General features: G+C 42.0%; 15 protein-coding genes and 1 pseudogene. 4 read left to right on the forward strand and 12 right to left on the reverse strand.

What is annotated here, in order from left to right:
- Nucleotides 1-24 precede the first annotated feature (24 nt).
- The 4 genes from M8E35_RS11685 to M8E35_RS11700 form a co-directional block, all read right to left on the reverse strand.
- Nucleotides 25-1149, reverse strand: a complete 1125-nt coding sequence (locus tag M8E35_RS11685) for an RNA-guided endonuclease TnpB family protein (RefSeq protein WP_252469250.1) — start codon at nt 1147-1149, stop codon at nt 25-27.
- Nucleotides 1146-1547, reverse strand: a complete 402-nt coding sequence (gene tnpA / locus M8E35_RS11690; protein WP_252469252.1) for an IS200/IS605 family transposase — start codon at nt 1545-1547, stop codon at nt 1146-1148. The genes M8E35_RS11685 and tnpA overlap by 4 nt, the downstream gene beginning before the upstream one ends.
- A 117-nt stretch (nt 1548-1664) precedes the next feature.
- Nucleotides 1665-1997 (reverse strand): rhomboid family intramembrane serine protease, encoded by a 333-nt coding sequence (locus tag M8E35_RS11695; RefSeq protein WP_373887441.1) that lies wholly within the window; start codon nt 1995-1997, stop codon nt 1665-1667.
- 782 nt (nt 1998-2779) lie between these two features.
- Nucleotides 2780-3283 (reverse strand): RrF2 family transcriptional regulator, encoded by a 504-nt coding sequence (locus tag M8E35_RS11700; RefSeq protein ID WP_252469254.1) that lies wholly within the window; start codon nt 3281-3283, stop codon nt 2780-2782.
- Between the two features lie 221 nt (nt 3284-3504).
- On the opposite strand from M8E35_RS11700, the gene M8E35_RS11705 reads away from it, so the two are divergent.
- The 3 genes from M8E35_RS11705 to M8E35_RS11715 all read left to right on the forward strand — a co-directional run bounded on the left by M8E35_RS11705 (nt 3505) and on the right by M8E35_RS11715 (nt 6396).
- Nucleotides 3505-3879 (forward strand): pyridoxamine 5'-phosphate oxidase family protein, encoded by a 375-nt coding sequence (locus M8E35_RS11705; RefSeq protein ID WP_252469256.1) that lies wholly within the window; start codon nt 3505-3507, stop codon nt 3877-3879.
- 439 nt (nt 3880-4318) lie between these two features.
- Nucleotides 4319-5029 (forward strand): alpha/beta hydrolase, encoded by a 711-nt coding sequence (locus M8E35_RS11710; protein WP_252469258.1) that lies wholly within the window; start codon nt 4319-4321, stop codon nt 5027-5029.
- Between the two features lie 473 nt (nt 5030-5502).
- Complete coding sequence (locus M8E35_RS11715; protein ID WP_252469261.1) at nt 5503-6396, forward strand: hypothetical protein; 894 nt, start codon at nt 5503-5505, stop codon at nt 6394-6396.
- A gap of 375 nt (nt 6397-6771) precedes the next feature.
- On the opposite strand, the gene ppsA is transcribed toward M8E35_RS11715, so the two are convergent.
- On the reverse strand, nt 6772-9384 hold the full coding sequence (gene ppsA / locus M8E35_RS11720; protein ID WP_252469427.1) for a phosphoenolpyruvate synthase: 2613 nt from the start codon (nt 9382-9384) through the stop codon (nt 6772-6774).
- A gap of 228 nt (nt 9385-9612) precedes the next feature.
- Here ppsA and M8E35_RS26715 point away from each other — a divergent pair, with 228 nt between their 5' ends.
- Nucleotides 9613-9813 (forward strand): YkvA family protein, encoded by a 201-nt coding sequence (locus M8E35_RS26715; RefSeq protein WP_309446461.1) that lies wholly within the window; start codon nt 9613-9615, stop codon nt 9811-9813.
- A gap of 530 nt (nt 9814-10343) precedes the next feature.
- Here M8E35_RS26715 and M8E35_RS11730 read toward each other — a convergent pair.
- The 7 genes and pseudogenes from M8E35_RS11730 to M8E35_RS26500 all read right to left on the reverse strand — a co-directional run bounded on the left by M8E35_RS11730 (nt 10344) and on the right by M8E35_RS26500 (nt 20990).
- Nucleotides 10344-12179: a hypothetical protein gene (locus M8E35_RS11730; RefSeq protein ID WP_252469264.1), complete on the reverse strand. Its 1836-nt coding sequence runs from the start codon at nt 12177-12179 to the stop codon at nt 10344-10346.
- 493 nt (nt 12180-12672) lie between these two features.
- On the reverse strand, nt 12673-14202 hold the full coding sequence (locus tag M8E35_RS11735; protein ID WP_252469267.1) for a methyl-accepting chemotaxis protein: 1530 nt from the start codon (nt 14200-14202) through the stop codon (nt 12673-12675).
- A 1413-nt stretch (nt 14203-15615) separates the two neighbouring features.
- Complete coding sequence (locus M8E35_RS11740) at nt 15616-16164, reverse strand: hydrolase (protein ID WP_073032307.1); 549 nt, start codon at nt 16162-16164, stop codon at nt 15616-15618.
- Nucleotides 16165-16375: 211 nt separating this feature from the next.
- Nucleotides 16376-16501 carry a DNA-3-methyladenine glycosylase gene (locus M8E35_RS26920; RefSeq protein WP_373887442.1) on the reverse strand — a complete coding sequence of 42 codons (126 nt, stop codon included), beginning with the start codon at nt 16499-16501 and terminating at the stop codon, nt 16376-16378.
- 106 nt (nt 16502-16607) lie between these two features.
- Complete coding sequence (locus tag M8E35_RS11745) at nt 16608-20060, reverse strand: pyruvate carboxylase (RefSeq protein WP_252469269.1); 3453 nt, start codon at nt 20058-20060, stop codon at nt 16608-16610.
- Between the two features lie 398 nt (nt 20061-20458).
- Nucleotides 20459-20890: pseudogene (locus M8E35_RS11750) on the reverse strand (DsrE/DsrF/DrsH-like family protein); the annotation flags it as partial.
- Nucleotides 20859-20990 (reverse strand): hypothetical protein, encoded by a 132-nt coding sequence (locus M8E35_RS26500; protein WP_289710799.1) that lies wholly within the window; start codon nt 20988-20990, stop codon nt 20859-20861. The pseudogene M8E35_RS11750 and the gene M8E35_RS26500, both read right to left, overlap by 32 nt.
- Between the last annotated feature and the right edge of the window lie 33 nt (nt 20991-21023).

A 21023-nucleotide genomic window follows, 5' to 3' on the forward strand; every position in this document is an offset into this window, starting at 1 on the left:
TTTGCCCAACGGTTCTTAGTCATTTTAGGCTATACCCAGTATCCGGCAGCCTTCATTTTTGATGTTTATGGCAGCGTTTATATCTCGATCAATCTCTGCGCCGCAATGCTTACAACTCCAAGTCCTATCTGCCAGCGTCAACTCCTCATTTATGTTCTTGCAATACCGGCATAGCTTACTGGACGGATACCATTTATCGATGATCACAAGCTGTTTTCCCTGTTCTGCCAGCTTGTATTCCAAAAATGTTTTCAGCATTCCAAAGCCATTGTCATTCGTTGACTTTGCCAAATTTAAGCATTGTGTCATGTTTCTCATGTTTAAGTCTTCAATTGCAACAGCGGCATAGGCATTGGCTATCTGCCTTGACAGCTTATGCAAAAAATCCTTTCGTTGGTTCGCTACCTTTTCATGAAGCTTAGCAACCTTCTGTCGTTGTTTGTTTCTGTTCTTACCGCCTTTCAGTCGTTTCGATAATTTCCGTTGCTCTTTCTTTAGTTTGGTTTCCGCCTTTCGGTAGAATCTAGGATAGTCGGAACTTCTTGCCTCGCTATCGATGACGAGTGACTTCGATGAATAGTCTAAACCTAACGTTGACTCGACCGTTGGTGTTATCCGTTCTATTTTGGCTTCAAACTCAACCAAGATCGCTATGTAGTATTTACCCGTTGATGTTTGGCTGATCGTGGCTGATTTAATAATCGAATTTAGTGGTAACTGTCTGTGCAGCATAATGCGGACATCTTTCAATTTAGGCAATCGAATGGTTTTGCTATCAATCAGACGGATACTTCCTTTTTGGTTATTCGTTGTGTAGGATTTTTTATCCCGATGCTTTCGTTTGAACTTTGGAAATCCGACGGATTTATCCCGGAAGAAATTTTTATAGGCCGTATTTAGATTGAGTTGGGCATTGGCAAGGGCCAAACTGTCCACTTCTTTTAACCACTCATATTGGTTTTTATAAGAGGCTGGTAAAGAATATTTTTGCTGCTTCAACGCTTCTTTATCGTCTTTATACTGCTCATAAATCGTTATTCTGTTGGCGAGCATTTGATTGTAGATAAATCGCACACATCCAAAGGTTTTATTAATAAGAATAGCTTGTTCAGAATTGGGATAAAGGCGATATCTATACGCTTTGTTCATAGCTTCTCACCCTGATTTTCAATGTAACGTTTAATAATCTCAATAGGTGCACCGCCCGTCGTAAGCAAACAAAAACTTCTTGACCAAAAGTATTCTTTCCAGAGGGACTCGCGTATTTGCGGGTATTCTTTTTTAATCAGTCGGGATGATGCACTTTTATAGGCGTTAATGAATTTTGATAATTCGCTGTTGGGGTGTGCCTTGAACAGAATATGAACATGATCTCTATCCTGATTCCATTCTTGCAAGGTAATATTGTAGTTGGAAGACACATACTCAAATATTTCTTTGAGCCTGTTAGAAATGACTTCATCGATAACGTTTCTACGATATTTAATGACAAGAACAAGATGATAATACATAAGAAATACTGAATGATTATTATTATCTAATTCCATTGATTTATCACCCTCTATTCTAATTACCACTGATTAGATTTTATCATAGATAGAAGTAACTAATCAATACTTATTTGGAATAAAATGGCGACAATTCATCTCCCACCTACGCACTCACTATCGTGAGCAAGGAAGCTTAGAGGTGGGAGACTTCTTGTCGCACGTGGTTAAAAAAGATTGAGATTTATATTTTTCTTCGAGTATGGGACCTAACACCAGAAATAATACCATATTGCTGGAGTAATGGCTCCAATCCGCATGGCCAAGCACATGGCCAAACAATCTGAAGTAAGTCAAAGGATCGGTCCAAGATGATCGATAGACACCAAAAAGCAAATTTGTAGTTAGTCCGTCTGTTATATAGCCTAACAGCAATATAACTAAGGAAACAAACGTAAATGTCAGGGTTACCGGTGAATTATATTGGAGTTTTCCCCAAAATTCTTTCATATATTTCGCCCCTTCCTTATTCAATAACAATATTTCTTTCGGTTGTTAAGTCGGTTCAGATCAAGTATAAACCTATTTGGTCGCAAAAAATACACTCAGGATAAGGACTTAAAGACAATCTAAGAGAGGCAGGCGAAAAAGATATGCCTGAATCTTTTTTATCTTCCTTCAGCCTTTCCATATGTGAGCTGGTTGAATATTTTACAATCTATGGGTATAATATAGAAAAAGGACTGACGTGTTGCAATCACGCCAGCCCAGCAGATTGTCTAACCGAGGGTTAGCCCGAATTGGAGTTATAAGAAATAACCGCAGTCCTTGCTAGGGGGCGGTTATTTCTTCTTTATGATCATAACAACGAGTGATGCAAATGCAATCATGAGATACATTGCCTCAACCATTGAGATCATCCTACCACCCCCTTTCTGAAGGGTGTGGCTAACCGTCCCTCGACAACCTGTTGCAAGTATTATAGCATAATCTTCCAGACAAAAAGATGAAACTTGTCACTGACTATTCAGAGAGTCCAGGCCGCCTCATAAAACGAGGCGGCCTGATTTGTTCCTCAGCCAAAGGTTAACCTTGAAGGACTCTGTTCCTCACAGCGATACATATAGTTGAAACGGAAATATATTCTACCAATCAATTTGTTCTGGATACACCAAATTCAGACGGATATCATCAGGATTTCTATCATACTCTTCGTCTCGACAATTCAAAGACACGATATCAAACAATCGTTTTGGAGAAATCTGATGTGGCAATTTTATGCTTCTTTAATTTTATCTCGATTTAACATTATTGAACCATTCAATCGTTGCTTTTACATGCTCTTCAGGAATCTTGTTACTTACTTGTTCATGAAGCCATCCTAAAGTCTTATTGTTCAAATATTGTCTCATCTGGTCTTCTGCTTCTACCATTACAACTTTTATTAAGCAAGGACATTTTGTATATGTATCAGGTAAATTATTTTTATCTAACAATATCTCATTTTGTCGAATCTCAGCACATTGAAACAGTGGAGTCGTCCCTTCTACTGCTTCAATAATATTCCAAAAGGTTATGCCCTCTGGAATACGTGCTAACTCATATCCCCCATTAACACCTGGAATTGACTTCACAATCCCTGCTTTCCTTAATTTTGTAAATACTTTTGATAAATAAGTTTCTGAAACTCCCTGAAATGCCGCTAAATCTTTAATTCCAACAGCTTTTCCTGATGGAATATCTACCATATATAATAAACAATGTAATGCATACTCTACTCCTATGGAAAATTGCATTACAATCCACCTCCTAAATTAATATAATAAAGTTCCCACATAATACTTATCATTTTTTGGTCATACAACATGATTCAATCGTAGATAATAATTATCTTTAATATATATTGACTTTTTTATAAAGTCAATATATATTAAAGATAGACAATGTATATCGACGATATATCTTGTCTGTGATTGGGATTCGTATTGTTAAATAAATTTTTAGGAGGAAATATTCAATGCTTACAGAAAAGTTTTTTGATGTACTAAAAAAGGAAGGTGTAGTTTCAATAGTGTCATGGGGGATAGATGAGCCGCATGTGGTTAACACCTGGAACTCATATTTAGAGGTAACATCTGATGAAAGAATTTTAATTCCTGCATATGCAATGCGTAGAACAGAAAAAAATGTAAATAAAAACAATAAAGTAAAAATCGCTTTGGGTAGTAAAGAAGTTTTGGGTTATAAAGATTACCAGGGAACAGGCTTCGTGATTGAAGGTACTGCGAAATACCTTGAGTCAGGTACAGAATTCGATATGATGAAAGAAAAGTTCTCTTTTTTAACTAGAGTGTTAGAGATAACAGTTACATCAGCAAAGCAAATGCTTTAATGTTGTTGTTTTCTGCTGTTGTATTTTTTTAGGTAATTTTTCAACCAACTGACGAAAAAACCTTTGCGATATATTACTATATCTCAAAGGTTTTTTTAACACATTCTCGCGTAGAATTTTCGTAAGGTAATCTGCCAGAATCTCAGAAGACTCAGCCGAATCAAGGGGCTGAGTATCTTTATGACAAGTTGCCGATCCACTCTATTCAGGTTTTCGTTGATGATTCCGTTAATGATTTCTTGTATAGGCCATAGATGATTTCTGACATGATGAACCTCTAATTCGGGACCAGTTTTAGCTTATTCTCAAGAGATATATTTTGGGGGGAATGTAAGTACTAAGAATAATTGGAACCCGTTTCCATGTGGTATAATTAACAGTGAGACGCGTTCGTATCACGAAGTAAAGATTATTATATTGGTTGAAAGAGGAAAGAATTATGTTACAAATTAATTTGAAGATTGAAGGCATTCCTGCAATTTTGTGGGGAGAACCATCTGATAAAATATTTATTTCCGTTCACGGAAACATGTCCAGCAAGGATGATGATTCAATTGTAATTTTTGCTGAAGAAGCAATTGACAAAGGATATCAGGTACTTAGCTTTGATTTGCCTGAACATGGTGACCGTAAAGGTGAAGGCTATGATTGCAAGGTTCAAAACTGTGTTAGTGACCTTACAGTCATTGTGGAGTATGTCAAAACTATTTCAAGTAATATAAGCGTATTTGCTTGCAGTATGGGTTCATATTTCAGTTTACTTGCATACAGAGATTTGTCACTCAAACAATGTCTGTTTCTTTCTCCTGTGTTAAACATGGAGCGAATCATAAACAATATGATGACATGGTTCAACGTAAGCGAGGATAGATTAAAAGCCGAAAAAGAAATTGAAACACCAATTGGACAGACACTTTATTGGGATTATTACTGCTATGTGAAATCCCACCCTATTGACACTTGGAACCAACCTACTGCGATTCTCTATGGTTCAATTGACAATCTTTCTGAGTTTAATGTGGTTTCTGAATTTGCAAAACGTTACCACTGTAAGTTAGATGTGTTGGAAGATGGGGAGCACTATTTCCATACTGTCGAACAACTGCACTATTTTAGGCAGTGGTTGAAGGATAATATTTCTGTGTTTTAGCATTATGGAAGATCGAGTTAGTTTATTTCTTCTTATCTGTGCGACAATCTTAGAGTTGGGAACCAGCTTCCCATTATTCTACTATAGTCACCAGTATAAGAATAATTCGACATATTTTATTGGGATTTTAGGCGTGTAGTGTTAAACAAAAACAACAAAGCAGTTACCAAATAAAGAATGCATATTACTCCAAACATCTTAAAAATTCCAGGTGTCCCTGCAAGATAAAAACTTATAGGTCAACAATATACTTTAACACAGCCAAATTTGAGTAAATGCAAAGGGAAGGGTTGAGCGGTACTGAATCCAAACGTTAGCATTCCGGAGCAATTGGGTCACTTTGGCAAGCCCATCTGCACTATATATCCTCTTTTTCATAAGATAGAGGATACTACTAATCTATTTAACGACGTAATGAGAATGTACGTTTTATCTCGTCTAACACTTTAAGTAAAGAAGGGATGAATGAATGAATGGCCATTTTATCAACCGGACCGATTGAAAACCGTCCGGTAGGTGGGGTCAGACCCACCCAACAAGTAACCGTTAAAATCGATAACAATGATTCAACAAATTCCTCCAGTGTTTTATTACAGGGATATCACTTAAACGGGACCAGAACGTTATATGTCCTTGAACTTTTCATCGTTGCCCCTAATCAAGTGGTAACCAAGGATTATTTTGCCAACTTTGATGCAATTGAATTTGTTTTTACCACAAGTGGTCCAGCAGAAGGAAGTACGGAAATTTCCGTTTGGGGGAAAAGTGGATCTGGACAGCTCATTGCGGCTCATCGCCTCGTATTGGATGAACTTTCGGTATCAGTTGGTCCAGGCGTTCAAACGGTCACATCAGGACCGATTTTTCGAGACGCAGATACCAGCTTTATTCAAGTTTCCGCCCTCAACGTCAGCAACGCCCCCCAAACCGTCACCGTATCGATCCTAAATTGGCAAAACCTGTGTCCCCCTGAGGAATTTCCGAAGTTCGGGTTCCTTTGCGGGGAGATTGTGAATGAACCAGAGATTGGAAATGGAAATGGAGATGGCGTCACGATCCAAAATGGCGTGATCTTTTTTCCGCCTGTAGGGTTTATCCCTGTTTTAACACCGTTTACGTTTACGATCCCAGCAGGGCAACTGTTCAGCGTTCAAGCCTATCCACCTGACCCTGTCATTCCACCAAACCCAATCTACGAAGTTCAAGTGACCCATCCAACGGATCCTGTCCATCCACCGGATCCTATCCTTCCACCGGACCCTATCAGAGTGAATACATGGGGAATCGATGGGTTTGGTTTCATACAAGAGGGAAATACGGTTCTCCATCATCAGTTCACACGTTTTCTTCCAATTGACCCTATCTAAGGAATGAATACCGTATTCATGTGAGGTTGGCATAACGTGTATTTTAGGAAGTCAGCAAAAACGCCAAACCCTTGAACCATAAGGGATTGGCGTTTTTGCATTTTTTATCGTTTATACAGGATTTTATACATCGTTGATGAATCAACGTTTAATCGTGGTTCGCTCGTGTTCCACATGCATAAAATCATGCATATTTCATTTTCATTCCCTTTTTTAGGATCGCCACATAGTCTATGGAAGTTAGAGCCTTCCACTTCAAACACTCCGTCTTTCAGTGCGGCATCGAAAGATCATATTGACGCTAACCCGAGCACCATCACCGCTTATGCAACCACTGGAGCGGTGCTACTCATTAAATCTGGACCTATTCAGCTATTACAATAGTTCGATATACCCTTCTGTTCCATGCACGCGAATTCGTTGCCCCTCTTTTATTCGTTTGGTGGCATTTTCTACTCCGACAACTGCTGGCAAGCCATATTCACGAGCGATAACTGCTCCATGGGTCATCAATCCACCAACTTCGGTGACCAGGCCTTTTATGGATACAAACAATGGTGTCCAGCTAGGGTCAGTAAAGGTGGTGACTAATATATCTCCTTCTTCTAGATCAGCATCTTCCATGTTTAAGATGACACGTGCTCGCCCCTCTATAACTCCGGAAGAAACAGGCAGACCTACAAGCGCACCGCTTGGGAGATTTTCTCGTTTGTAAGCACCTGTAATGATTTCACCATCAGACGTGATAACACGTGGGGGAGTTAGTTTTTCATATAGTTTGTACTCGTCTTTTCGAATGCTTACGATCTGGTAATCCAGTTTATTTGTGCCTACGACTTCGCCAAGTTCTTCTAACGTGAGATAGTATATATCTTCTTTTTCATGAATGACGCCCTCTTGTACAAGTTGTTCGGCTTCTTTCAGCAAAGCCTTTTTATAAAGGTCGTATCGATTAACCATGCCGTATTTTGGATATTCACGATAACCGATAAAATTCCGCATTAGGTCAATCATTCGTTTTGTCTCTTTGGCTTTTTGTTCACCATCCGGTAATTGCCTCAATCGATTTAATAACTCTTGTTCTTTTTCCAAAGCAATACGTCGCCCTTGTTCAAATTTCCGATGGCTGGCATTTGGCTCATTGTTTTTGATGTTACTGAGAATCATGGGGACAAGTGTCGTTGGTTTTTCGCTCCAACGCGTTTTAGTAATATCGATTTCTCCGGCACAGCGCATTCCGTATTTGTTGAGAAAAGCATAGATAGCGTCTTTGGTAACACGCCCGCCATCAAACTTAACTATTTTCTCCAAAAAGTTATCATCTTTTACATGCTGTAAATAATCAATAACTTCCGGATAAGGACGAATCACATCTGCGACATCCAATAAGTCCAGACCCATTTCCGAAGTAATATTGTTTGGTACAGATTGAGAAAGGGTGTCTGCTAGGTTTTTTTCACCTAACCACTTGTTCATATTTTCATTGATCCAGACGCTAGCATCTATAGCGGCCATATACACAGCTGAACTTTTTGGGTCGAATAAGATCTTCTTTAATTGCTGGATATCTTCCAGAATAAAATCAAATAGATCTGATCCTGATTTCCTTTGGATGGTTTGTTTTAACTCTTCTATGGATGTTTGACTACTCTTAATCAAATCGGAAACGATGGCCGGATCGTTTTCGATTTGTGCTTGAGACCCCGAAGACGGTATCCCTTTATTGCTTTTGCCTGGAACTTCTTTCTTATCCTTTGGCAACGGTTTTATAAAATCTCCTCGCTCTACAATGGTCATGAGTGCGTTCTTCATGAGCGGATCGTGTTCTCCCATGGTATTTAATAACGTTTTTCTGCTGTCAGGGGAAGCCAGCATAGGTGTAACATCAACAAACAACCTTCCACCAGCTTTAAACCTGGGTCCAAAAGATGTTAACTGGAATATCGACATTCCCAATGGTTTCAAGGGGTCAGTCATCATTTGTTGATGACCGACAGATACATAAACGTGATTTTCTTGGGTCTCTGCTTCAGGGATGGGGTATAAAGTAGTGATTGGCCGACTCTGGACAATATAAAATGTATCATCAACCAAACACCATTCGATATCTTGTGGGTAACCAAAATAAGCTTCGATCTGTCTTCCTATGCGTGCCAACTGTAAAATTTGCCGGTCGGTAAGTGTTTGCGTCTTTTGCTGATCAGGGTCGATCTGCTGTGTCTCTGTTCCGCCTTCTTTTAGTCCATAGATTGCCAATTTCTTGCTTCCTATTATCTTATCAACGATTTCCTCTTCCTGTACTTTATAACAATCGGCAGACACCAAGCCAGAGACCAGTGCTTCTCCAAGTCCAAAACTGGCATCGATTGATAGCAACTTTCGGTTAGAGGTAATCGGATCAGCGGTAAATAATATCCCTGAAGCCTGTGGGAAAACCATCCTTTGCACGATAACGGATAAATAAACTTGGCTGTGGTCAAATCCGTTTTGCATTCGGTAGATTACCGCACGATCCGTAAATAGGGAAGCCCAGCATTTGCTGATATGCTTTAGGATTGCTTCTTTTCCGATAATATTCAAATACGTATCCTGCTGGCCTGCAAAGGAAGCCGTCGGTAAATCCTCAGCAGTTGCGCTGGATCGTACTGCATAGGCATTTTTTTCATCAAGCCTGGAGAAAAGGCGGGTGATCTCTTCATTAATGTCTTGAGGGATGGCTATCCCTTCGAGACGTAAGCGAATCTCACCGCTAAGTTCACCGATTTTATCCCGGTCTTCCACCTTTAGCAGGGATAACTGATCAAGTAATTCGTTAATCGATGGCGTTTCCCTAATGATTCTCTTAAAGGCTTCAGTAGAAATGCAAAAGCCATCCGGTACGCGTATTCCTTCAATCTTGGAAAGTTCCCCCAGGTTTGCGCCTTTACCCCCAACAACCATGAGTTTTGTTTTGTCGATATCTTGAAAACCTAGCACAATGGAACTCAATACGTTTCCCTCCTCCTCTAAGGCTTTTTTTACTGCATTTAGTTTTGTTTCTGGAAACATATTATTTCCTTTGGATTCCATAATAATGCCCCTCCACCAAATCGCATTAAGGTGCTATTGCATTATAGCAGGAGCAAAGATGTTATTTTCGGCGAGAGAACAGGTTAGATGTTATAATAGAAATGAGCCGTTTACGTAGCGATAAATCAGAATTTGAAAGGCGATACTATGAATCTAAAAGAAAGAACAAGACAATTAAAAACAGTTATACTAGCCGTGTTTTTAAGTTTGAAAAGTAAAGATACACCAACGATTGCTAAAATTTTAGCCGGTATAACGATTGCCTATGCTCTTTCGCCTATTGATTTGATTCCAGACTTTATTCCTGTACTCGGCTACCTTGGCAATGTTATTACTTACCAGCGTTAATAGCACTGACAATTCACTTCATTCCCTAAAGTCCTTTTGAAAGATTTAGGAAAGAAGCCGAAGGGATGTGGCAAAACGGGAAGCCAAAGAAGTGGCTCTATACGATTCCTATTGCCCTAATTTGGCTATTAGTTATCTGGCTGGTTATTAAAGCTGTCTTTTTCTGAACCGTATATTATGCCACAAAGACAAGCAAGGCACACTACGTTGTAATTCCGTAGAGTGCCGCTTGTTTTATTGTTATGCTTCCACATCCACAGTCACGCCTGACTTGAATTCCACGGTGAATTTATTCTCGTAGACACTGACCTTTTAAATCAGATGCCTAGCCAGCTGCTCGGCATATTCTGAAATGGTGGTGGGCTGTTCTTGAAGGAATGCGCTCATATCATTGATTAATGACATTGGCGGTGATTGGTTAATCGCCAATATGCGTGCACAATTACAACAGGCCGTAAGCAGTCACTAGTAGATCACCTGCATAATGTTTCTAGCCTGGCGCGGGTTTTTGCCCGAGGCACCTGGCGGCATCATGCCAGGCTGTCAGCGAACTCCGCCAGCGGCGCAACAGTTGCGCCGACGGTCCCGACAATGTCGGTATCAGCCAGGGCCAGGTCCGAACGAAGCAGTGCGTCGAAGCCCGACCAATGCTCCTCCGGCAATTGCATTTGCTCGGCAAGTTCGGTCGTCAGGCCGCTGTTTATCAACTGTTCACGCGCGTGCCGAAGTTCAGTGCCTGGCGGGACGAGAGCCATGATATCTTGCTTCGCTTGTGGCTCGAGGCCACGAACCTCGTTCGCGAGGCTTCGTTGCAGGGCGGTCGCTGCGGCAAGATCCTGCTTGTGGTTCTCGGCCCACTGCGCGTCCCCCGCGGCCAGTGCTCCCAGCCGCCGACCTTCGATCAGGCTCTTCGTGAGTTCGATGCGCATAATACGCTCACTGAGCCGGTACAGCCGGATTACGTTGCGGTTCGGGCCAGACGCCGGCACCTCGCCGAGCGGCGGAAGCAGGATGCGGCCCTGGAAATTGGGATCCGGTTCAGGCGGATCGAGGGCGATCGCGCCCGCGACGGAGGCCGCGGCATACGCCGCCGCACCCACGGCGGCCATGATAATGCTTGCGGCGAAGACAGCAGCCGCGATTGCGGCCTTCATGGCAAACTGCCCCGCGAGGTACTTCGGCGTAGATACGATGACAGTAACGCGCAATTCGGCTGATGTTACCGGGGGATATGGATTTCCGTTGACATCCTTGGCTGAAATGAGCGCCTTGTATCGAAAGTCTTTATAAATTGGTCCCTTGACGACCCAGACCACGGGAATGAACCATTGCCACTCCTTCTTGAGAGATCCCGTCGCCCCGGTTACTTCGCGCGAAGGCATCACGAGGCCATGTTCCGTCGAGCCCTGGTTCGCCTCGCCCATAATGCTCCCCATGTCCTCAGTGGTCTCAAAGATGGTGATGGCAAGGTCTTGAATGTTAAACCCACCCTTGTTCGTGAATGTCCCCGATACCGAGTACTCCTCCTTCCATGGTCTATTTCGCGGATTCTCGCCACGCCATTGCCACCAGTCGGGTTTGATTGGTTGGATATGGGCCGGCGATTGCTCAGGCGGAATCGGAGCAGGGTGGATATGAAACGAGAGGGGCAGGAAGGTGACCTGTCGCCCGTCGAAAGCCGACATTTGCAGGTATTTCTGAAACTGGATTGTCTCTGCGAAGCGGGCCGCCTCAATGCGGAGCGACGCTTCTATTTGCCCGCTGCGGGGAACGGAGACGACCACCGGTTTCATCGATAGTCCCGTATTAGCATCCATTTCAAACCGGACAGCGGTGTCCGGCCCGAACGCCGACCGGACTGTAACGGACAGCACCGCTGTCTCCCCCTGAGTCACCGACACGGTGGTGGTCGGGACGTCCGCTTTCACCTGTCCCACCAGGGCCGACATCGGCACTGTGATCGGGCTCCCCGCTCCGATGATTACGAGTGTGGCTGAATGCCCACCCTCCGCCGCGTGGTCCTCGCCCCGGAATGCCACGTAAAAAACGACCTCCTGCTGCTCCCCGACGGTCAGCGGCGTGACGCCATCGGACGTGCCGATCACCGTCCTCTCGATCGAGACGTGGTAGCGAGGATCGTTTCGCATATGGGGCGGCAACTGGTCAATCTCATCAGGTGTAAGTTGCCGTGAGCTGACCGCTTGACACGCAACGGTTACGATGCGAAACCGGTCGCCGCCTCCGTCAATCCGGGCTGTGACGTTCGCGGCCGAAGAAGCGACGAACATTATAGACTTTTGCGCCTCCCCGGGAATGACAGCACCGAAATTAATCACGGAAGATTCACCAGAATCTAATTTTAGCATCGCACTACCTCCTATTCGTCTTGCCAACCCGCTGAACCTCAGTTTAGTCGAGTTATTTATTATGCCCCATTAGCTTTTCCTTATCCATTGTTTTTGCTCATTTTTCATATCTCCTATCCTTTTTTTTATCACATTACGCAATGTCTCTGACACGCCTTCAACTTCTTCTTGCGACAGTTCTTTAATCACTGTGCTTTCAAGACTGCGGACGGATTAGCCATATTGCCGGATCGCGTCGCGAAGTTGTTGATGTTCAGCAGCAGCGACACGCCGCCCGCCATTCTGCTCCGAAAAGGTCCCACTAGGCTCAACCGGCATCTTTTTTGGCCGTTCAAGGCAAGTAGAGAGGCGCTATCCCTTGCGGGACAAGGCCTCTCTCTTGCTTTTCCGTATCGGTTTGGGGTATGGTTCAACAAGTTTCCCTATTAAACCGCGCCTTTTGGCCGCCTCGCTTTCATATATCCGTATTACTTAGTAGGAAAGAAAAAAGACTTTACTTAAATTTATTAATGGCCTGTTGTAATTCATTAGCTAAAGTAGAAAGACCTTGGCTTGCATTCGCAATTTCCATCATTGATGCTGTTTGCTCTTCAGAAGCCGCCGAAACTTGCTGTGTACTGGCGGCATTTTCTTCAGCGATACGATCTAATTTCTTTACCATGTTAATAAGTTGATTCTCTTTTTTCTTCATACTTTGACCAGAAATATTTAAGTTTCCAATAATTTCTTTGGTCTTTTCTACGGCTTGGGCTATTCCTTCAAAGCGCTCACTCGTAATCTTAACACTGTTTTCTTGCTTCTCAGCAATGACCGAACTTTTTCCAATGATTTCTACGGCACTTTGTGAATTCGATTGTAGCTCATCTATTACGGAATGAATTTCGTTGGTCAAATTGCTTGATTGCTCTGCTAGCTTCCGAATTTCTTCTGCCACGACGGAAAATCCTCTTCCGGCTTCACCAGCCCGGGCTGCTTCAATAGCCGCGTTTAGAGCTAACAAATTAGTTTGATCTGCTACATTCTGAATCTGTTTGCTTGCAGAATAAATTTTCTCAGCACTTACATTCGTTTTGATAATCCCTTCCTCTATCCGATCGGTATAATGTTCTCTTTCTCTTGTGCGCTCTATTAGGTCTGTTATAGCGATTATACCTTCGTTTTTCATTCTTTCAACTGTTTCAGCTGAACTATTTAGGTCATTCAAATATTGTTGATCCAGTTCAATAATCTTACCTAACTCCGTAATCTCATTGACGCCGTTATCTGTCTCTAAGGCCTGGGTGGTTGCACTAGAGGCAATTTGTTCGATTGTTTTAGAAATCTCTTCAACAGCTTTGGCTGACTCTTGTGATATGACTGTTAGTCCTTTAGAAGTTTCCGTAACCTGGTTCGTTGTTTGCAACAACCGATTCAAGATCTGTTTTTGACTGACATTTGTCGCTTTGATTGCTTGTCCGAGAATACCAAACTCATCTTTTCTATTGACCAAACCCTTGACGATTGTTTCTGTTAGTGTATTTTTGAACCTATTTTTATACAATACAACATCCGTTTGTATTTCTTCAATCTCGTTCAAGACAATGTCTGTAGGAATAACCCCCAGGAACTTGCCCTTAAAAATAATCGGCATTACAACACTCGCCATTAAAATCTTTTTGCCTTTAATATTTTCCTCATAAGGCTCAGTTATTGTGATTTTGCCGGTTTTCTTTGGCACACTGTACCATGGCTGATTATAGATATCCCCGAGACTAATGACCTTAATGCCTTCGTCCCCATCACGGTAAACATAGGCCGTAAAAGTACCTTTATCATAGTAATCAATATTTTGAAAACTGCTGTCTCTCTGGTCAAAAGCATTGGGTTCCCAGAAAGAACTTAAAGCCATAAATTCGTGATTTTCCATTAATAATTTCTTTTGAATATTTATAAGCATTTCACGGTCTAAATTATTACTTTGAAGAATTGTCGTTATTTGGTCATTTAACTGCTCAACCAATCTTACTCCTTTTTCTAAAACCATGTAATCCCCTAGTGATCCCCGTTTCAAATATTCTATCGAGTAATCTAATAACTCGAAGGTCTTTCTGATATGTAATAAGCAAATAGTCATAAAGCCGCCGATACTAACTAAAAGTAATGGAAAAGTATAATTGCTATTCCTAAATATGACCCCTAGAAAAAGCATAGCCCCTGAAAATACTATAGGTACAATATAATGTTTCAACCAATTACTCAAAAAAACTCCCCCTCTAACCTTCGATATTATAAAAAAGAGCTCTTCATATAATCCCGGTAACCAGGATAAATGAAGAGCCCTATTGCCCACTATTCCTTTTTATATATGTTTAGTTTGACGCTAAAAAGTAACTTTTCAGCTACCTTCCTCGTAGCCACGAATATCTTCTACTTTATAAATTCTTTCGACATGTTTGATGAAATTCCTTCAAAGGTTGAAATGTATACACTTTATAAACTTTTAAGTGAATACCCTATCAGGATTCATCAGCTCCTGATACCTCGTCAACTCTAAAAGACCCTTTCTGCCAGATAATAGACGGTTACCAAAATTAGGAATATGCTAACTAATTGAAGTAGTTTGGGGGTAGTTCTCCGAGAGCTCAATAGATTTATCCCAATCTCTCCAAGTATCACTAGAATTGAAGACATAAGCGACAGTTCTAGGACCAGTATAGCGAAGATGCTGCCTATAATCCCTATAAAATGTACTAGAACAAAGCATAACAATCCTATACCAACCAGCAAAATCGTTGGAAGAAGTTTGCTTTTCAATGATTTCTTTTTTCTGAAAGCGTAAATTTCGTAAACTACTAATAGAGTAAATAGGATCAAGCGCCCAATATTCATAGAATTATCCAATTTATCCCTCCTAAGAAAGACATTCCCCAAACGACCTGCCTAGACTGGTAAACCCAAATAATATAACCACCGGCTATTAGACTTAGCCAATTTGTGACTATTCCGCAAAGTCATCTATACAAACCATAGAAACTGATACCTAATTGATTTTTTCTCGTATATCTTTAAAACTTTACCAACGATTTTAACGATTATCTTAAACAAAATAATACCTATAAAAATGTACATAAAGGGGCACTACTTTATTAAGTAGAAACAGTTCATAGATTAAGTAAATAATACATTGAACAGCAGTAATCAACAGAGTTATATTCTAATAATCTGTCGCCCAATTGAGAGGAATAGCTATTGCTACAAGTATAGTAACACGTTTTAACATAGTGTGCCCCCTCATTTAGGTATTCTAAGAAGAGGATGATTTGTAAATCATCCTCTTCTTTCTTTATAGATTAATATTAAATTATACACGCCTTCGATTCTGAAAAATACACCTATGTTTGATTTTATAATTCTGGCCGGCCAAAAATGAACTCTTGTGGCTACGTGCATTACTTCTCTATTTTATCAGTTTAGAGAGTTCCTTGAACAGAGGTGTACCTGATTGCTTAATCAAATCGAATAATACCGTTTCTGTGTTAGTCTCTACTGCTCCCATAGATGTCATCAGGGATAACCCGTTTAAGTAATTCTCCTTGGTTCTTGAACACACCGCATCACGCACTACAAAAACCTGATAACCATTGTCAAGTAAATCCCTTACCGTTTGAAAAACACAAACATGGGTTTCCGTTCCGGTAATAATGATTTTCTTTCGTCCCAGCCCCTTAAGTGCCGAAGTTACCTCACCGGTACAGCCTGAAAAGGTAGACTTTTCGTAGGTTAACGATCCCTCGAGATTGTTGCTTACCTCTGAAACGGTCTTCCCTAGGCCTTTGGGGTATTGTTCTGTGACGATGATAGGAGCACCTAATTTCTTGGCAGCGGAAATTAGTGTATTGATGTTTTGAATAACTTGTTCGCCGTATTTCATCACAGGAATTAATTTGTCTTGAATATCAATGACCAATAACACTACTTCGGACTCTTTTAAAAAATATTTGTTCAAGTTGGTTCCCTCCACTCTACTTTCTTCAATAACTTCGTTGAAGTAAGTAATTCATCGATTTGCTTTATCTCGGAAATTATTGAGATATTGCCTTTTAAGGGGATGCCGGTATTCTTGAGTATCTTATTCGCCGAACTTTCTGATTTTCCTTCTACCGATCACTGAATATTTCAAAAATAATGCCAAAGGGCACCTGTCAGCACGAAACACACTAGTAAAGGAAATTACAATGGGTATGCATAACATAAGTGTACGCATACCCAGGTGGTCCAAACATTACTTCAGTTCTTTTAGTCCTTCGGTTGCCATAACTATGGGCCGCCCTCTTCCGGTCCACTGTAGGCTTCAGTGTCTACAATCCATCCCGACCGCTGTGCCAAACTCTGTTTCCTTCACAAACAATTTCCCTACAAAGCACGAGCTAAGCTAAGGGTAGGTTGTTGCTATTCGACAACAATAAGGAGTTCTCCAGCCTTGACCTGCTGTCCTTCCTTAATATTTACCGACCTGACAATCCCTGAGATAGAACTCGTTATCCTTGTTTCCATTTTCATAGCTTCGACAACCACCAGGGTTTGATTTTGGGTTACCTGATCTCCTTCTTTTACCATTAACGTCACCACAGTCCCTGGGATAGTGGATCCAATCTCATTCTTATTGTCAGGGTCTGCCATCTCCGTCAAACTGTATTCTCCAGACTGGCTAAGAATGTTGATGTCGCTCCAGTTCTTGTCCTTGATTTTGATTTCTCTTCTATTCCTGTTGACTTCAAACACCAGAGTTCTGTACCCTTCCAGATCCGGCTTTCCAATGGAGCGGAGCTTGATCATTAGACTCCTTCCTTCTGCGACCTCAGCCTCGATAATCTCTCCTTCATGTAGACCATGGAAGAACACATCGCTCCCGAGCCTGCTCAGGTCTCCGTATTCGGCTACAATTTTCAAGAATCCTTCAAACACTTCCGGATACAAGGCATAACTCAGGATATCCTTCTTAGTTGGTTCAAACTCAAATTTATCCCTTAGGTGATTAGAGATTTTCTCAAAATCCTCATCTGGGAGCAGTTCACCTGGACGCTCAGTAATGGGTTTTTCCCCCTTCAGGACCAGCTTCTGGAGTTTCTCTGGGAAACCTCCCATGGGCTGGCCCATCATCCCCTTAAAATAAGCTACGACAGAATCAGGAAAGGTCATATGTTCTGCTTTCTCGTAAATATTTTCTGGAGTGAGGTTATTTTGGACCATAAATATCGCAAAATCTCCTACGACTTTCGAGGACGGAGTGACTTTCACGATATCCCCTAACATCTCGTTAACTGTCTTGTACATTTCCTTAATCTCGGTAAATTTATGCCCAAGCCCGAAGCTTTCCACTTGAGGCTTAAGGTTGGAGTACTGCCCTCCGGGAATCTCATACTTATAAATTTCAGCAGATCCCGATCTCAAGCCCGACTCGTATTTGCCATAAACCGGTCGTACTGCTTCCCAGTAGTCAGACACCTTTTGGATTCCTTTTAAATCAATTCCCGTGTCCCTTTCCATATTTTTAAGAGCTGCAGCGATGGAATTCAGGGCCGGTTGGCTCGTAAGTCCTGACATGCTATTAAATGCAGTGTCCACAATATCTACCCCCGCTTCCACAGCCATGAGTACGGTTGCCACCCCATTACCTGTAGTGTCGTGGGTATGAAGATGAAGGGGAATACCGATCTCATTTTTCAAGGTGCTAACCAGCTTATAGGCCGCATGAGGCTTTAAGAGGGCCGACATGTCTTTTATACACAGAATATGGGCACCGGTTTTTTCTATCTCTTTCGCAAGCTTGATATAGTAATCTAAGTTATACTTTTCCTTCTTACTGTCGAGGATGTCTCCCGTATAACAAATACAGGCTTCGGCGATCTTCCCGTTCTTTAAGACTTCCTCGATAGAGAGTTCCATGCCTCTCAGCTCATTTAGAGAGTCGAAGATTCTAAAGACATCAATTCCAGTGACTGCTGACTCTTTAATAAATTCTCTGATGACATTGTCCGGATAGTTCTTATAGCCTACCCCATTCGCTCCTCTTATGAGCATCTGGAAGAGGATATTCGGGACTCGTTTCCTCAGCAGCTCCAGCCTTGCCCATGGAGACTCTTTGAGGAATCTGTAGGCCACGTCAAAGGTTGCGCCCCCCCACATTTCAAGAGAAAATAGATCTTTGCCGTAGGCTGAAGTTGCCTTGGCAATCTTAACCATATCCTTGGTCCTGATCCTTGTCGCCATCAGAGATTGATGGGCATCCCGCATAGTCGTGTCTGTAAGCAATACCTTCTTCTGAGATTTTATCCAGTTGACAAGCCCTTCAGCACCTTGAGCATCAAGGATCTGCTTGGTCCCACTCAGATCGTTCAGACTGATACCTTCGGTTTTGGGTACCTTGGGAACGTCATATTCCTGCTTTAACCCCCTCGTCTCATTGACTACCACATTGCCGAGGAATTTCAGAAGCCGGCTTTCATCATCCGATTTCTGAGTAAGGGAGATTAAGTCAGGATTTTCCTCGATGAAACCGGTATGGCACTCTCCGTTAAGAAACTGCGGGTGATTAAGAACATTGATCAAAAATCCCATATTGGTCTTGACCCCAGTAATCTGTGTCTCCGTTATAGATCGGATGGATTTCTTAATGGCATCCTGAAAACTCCTGGACCAGGAGATGTTCTTGACGAGGAGGCTATCATAATAGGGACTGATTTCAGCGCCATTGAATCCGTTTCCGCCGTCCAATCTGATCCCGAATCCCGAACCCGTCTTGTAGGATTCGATCTTCCCAGTGTCAGGAGCGAAATTAGTCGCGGGATCCTCTGTCGTGATTCTACATTGAATGGAATACCCATTGAACATGATATCCTCCTGGGAGTTTATCCCGATCTCAGGAGAATTCAGGGCGTATCCTTGGGCGATCAGGATCTGTGCCTGGACGATATCTATCCCCGTAACCATCTCTGTAACCGTGTGCTCAACCTGGATCCGCGGATTCATTTCAATGAAATAATAATTCCCCTGGTTGTCTACCAGAAATTCAAGGGTTCCGGCGTTTCTGTATTTTACAGCCTTCGCAATCTTCAGAGCGTCCTGATAGATATTATTTCTAATTTCCTGAGGGATGGAAAAGGCAGGTGTGAACTCCACGACCTTCTGATGCCGTCTCTGGATTGAACAGTCCCTTTCAAACATGTGTACTATATTGCCGTACTTGTCCCCGAGGACTTGTACTTCGATATGTTTGGGTTTTTCAATGAATTTTTCCATAAATATATGATCAATGCCAAAGGCTTTTTTCGCCTCGCTTTTAGCGCCTAAGAAGCCAGACTCCAGCTCACTTTCGTCTCTGACGATCCGCATTCCCCTTCCGCCGCCTCCGGCAGTCGCCTTAAGCATCAGAGGATAACCGCATTCTTTCGCGTGCCTTCTTGCCTCAGCCACAGTTTTAATATCCTTCTCATAACCCGGAATAATCGGGACTCCGAATTTCTTGGCGACAATCTTTGACTTGATCTTGTCGCCCAGCGAGTCCATCATCTCTGCAGTCGGTCCAATGAATTCGATACCTTCCTGTTCGCAACGTTTGGCAAATTCGGGGTTTTCTGACAAAAAGCCGTATCCTGGATGGATTGCATCTACGCCCTTTTTGATTGCCAGACTGATGATTTCCTCAATATTTAGATAAGCGTCAACAGGACTTCTTCCTTCACCGATGAGATAAGCCTCATCGGCTTTGCTTCTGAAGAGGGAGTATTTGTCTTCGTTGGAATATATCGCGACAGTCCTTACTCCCAGCTCATTACAAGCTCTAAATACCCTAATCGCGATTTCGCCTCTATTGGCTACCATCACTCTTTTAAAACTACTCATAAATTTCTTCCTCCATGATTATTTGAACACTCGACTTTGCGAAGGGTACTTGATACAATGGGTTTTCTAAAAATAACTTTTTCAATTATTTAATGCATTTAATTATACATTATTTTTACGTTCTTGTTGCCATATAAACAATGTATACAAGAATACTTAGCACCATCCTTCCCTGATCCGTTTGGAAGCTTCTATTCCATTCAGCCCCGGCATTTCAATATCCATGAAAATTATTTGGAACTCCAGAAAATTGCCCAGTCGATCATAGGCAATTTTAAATTCCTCGATGCTCAAGGAATTATTGAGAAATCCACCTTGAGTTGAGCCCTTCCTTCAAGCTAAGCCCGGAGACAAAACTCTCCGGGCTTAGCGATTGACGGAATGAATGTTGGCTTTGTTTAAATAAATAAATTAACGTTTGAATCCTCTGCTTCTCCTAAATAATAACCCACTCCGCCAATTTTAACGCCGTCCAGCAGTTCCTCTTGTTTTAGACCCATCACATCCATGGACATTTGGCAGGCTACTACCTCTACTCCATTGCACATCGCTGCACTAATGAGATCCTCCAGGGAAGAAACATTTTTGTCCTTCATAACTTTTCTGATCATTTTTCCGCCCATGCCCAGCATATTCATGTTCGATAACTTAAGCCGTTTACTTCCTCTCGGCATCATCATGCTGAACATCTTATCCATAAAGCCCTTTTGAGTGCTGACTTTTTCGTGTTTACGAAGAATATTTAATCCCCAAAAGGTGAAAAACATCGTAACTTTCTTGCCCATGGATGCAACGTCTTCAAGCGTACCTGAATAAAAATCCAAGGACTTTCCATACTTCTTTATCCATGCCTAGTTTTGCATCGATACTTTCCAGTTGATTATTTATCGGTTGCACGTTGCTTGGTTGCTCTTCTAATTTAACTGTCATTGTCTAAATCCTCCTCCTATCATTTTTCCGTAA

The sequence above is a fragment of the Desulfosporosinus nitroreducens genome (assembly GCF_023897015.1).
Lineage (GTDB): Bacteria > Bacillota > Desulfitobacteriia > Desulfitobacteriales > Desulfitobacteriaceae > Desulfosporosinus > Desulfosporosinus nitroreducens.

Excerpts from the sequence above, each read along its gene's own strand:
- M8E35_RS11685 (WP_252469250.1), bottom strand. The coding sequence starts at position 1,149 with ATGAACAAAGCGTATAGATATCGCCTTTATCCCAATTCTGAACAAGCT.
- tnpA (WP_252469252.1), bottom strand. The coding sequence starts at position 1,547 with ATGGAATTAGATAATAATAATCATTCAGTATTTCTTATGTATTATCAT.
- M8E35_RS11695 (WP_373887441.1), bottom strand. The coding sequence starts at position 1,997 with ATGAAAGAATTTTGGGGAAAACTCCAATATAATTCACCGGTAACCCTG.
- M8E35_RS11700 (WP_252469254.1), bottom strand. The coding sequence starts at position 3,283 with ATGCAATTTTCCATAGGAGTAGAGTATGCATTACATTGTTTATTATAT.
- M8E35_RS11705 (WP_252469256.1), top strand. The coding sequence starts at position 3,505 with ATGCTTACAGAAAAGTTTTTTGATGTACTAAAAAAGGAAGGTGTAGTT.
- M8E35_RS11710 (WP_252469258.1), top strand. The coding sequence starts at position 4,319 with ATGTTACAAATTAATTTGAAGATTGAAGGCATTCCTGCAATTTTGTGG.
- M8E35_RS11715 (WP_252469261.1), top strand. The coding sequence starts at position 5,503 with ATGGCCATTTTATCAACCGGACCGATTGAAAACCGTCCGGTAGGTGGG.
- M8E35_RS26715 (WP_309446461.1), top strand. The coding sequence starts at position 9,613 with ATGAATCTAAAAGAAAGAACAAGACAATTAAAAACAGTTATACTAGCC.
- M8E35_RS11730 (WP_252469264.1), bottom strand. The coding sequence starts at position 12,179 with ATGCTAAAATTAGATTCTGGTGAATCTTCCGTGATTAATTTCGGTGCT.
- M8E35_RS11735 (WP_252469267.1), bottom strand. The coding sequence starts at position 14,202 with ATGGTTTTAGAAAAAGGAGTAAGATTGGTTGAGCAGTTAAATGACCAA.
- M8E35_RS11745 (WP_252469269.1), bottom strand. The coding sequence starts at position 20,060 with ATGAGTAGTTTTAAAAGAGTGATGGTAGCCAATAGAGGCGAAATCGCG.
- M8E35_RS26500 (WP_289710799.1), bottom strand. The coding sequence starts at position 20,990 with ATGACAGTTAAATTAGAAGAGCAACCAAGCAACGTGCAACCGATAAAT.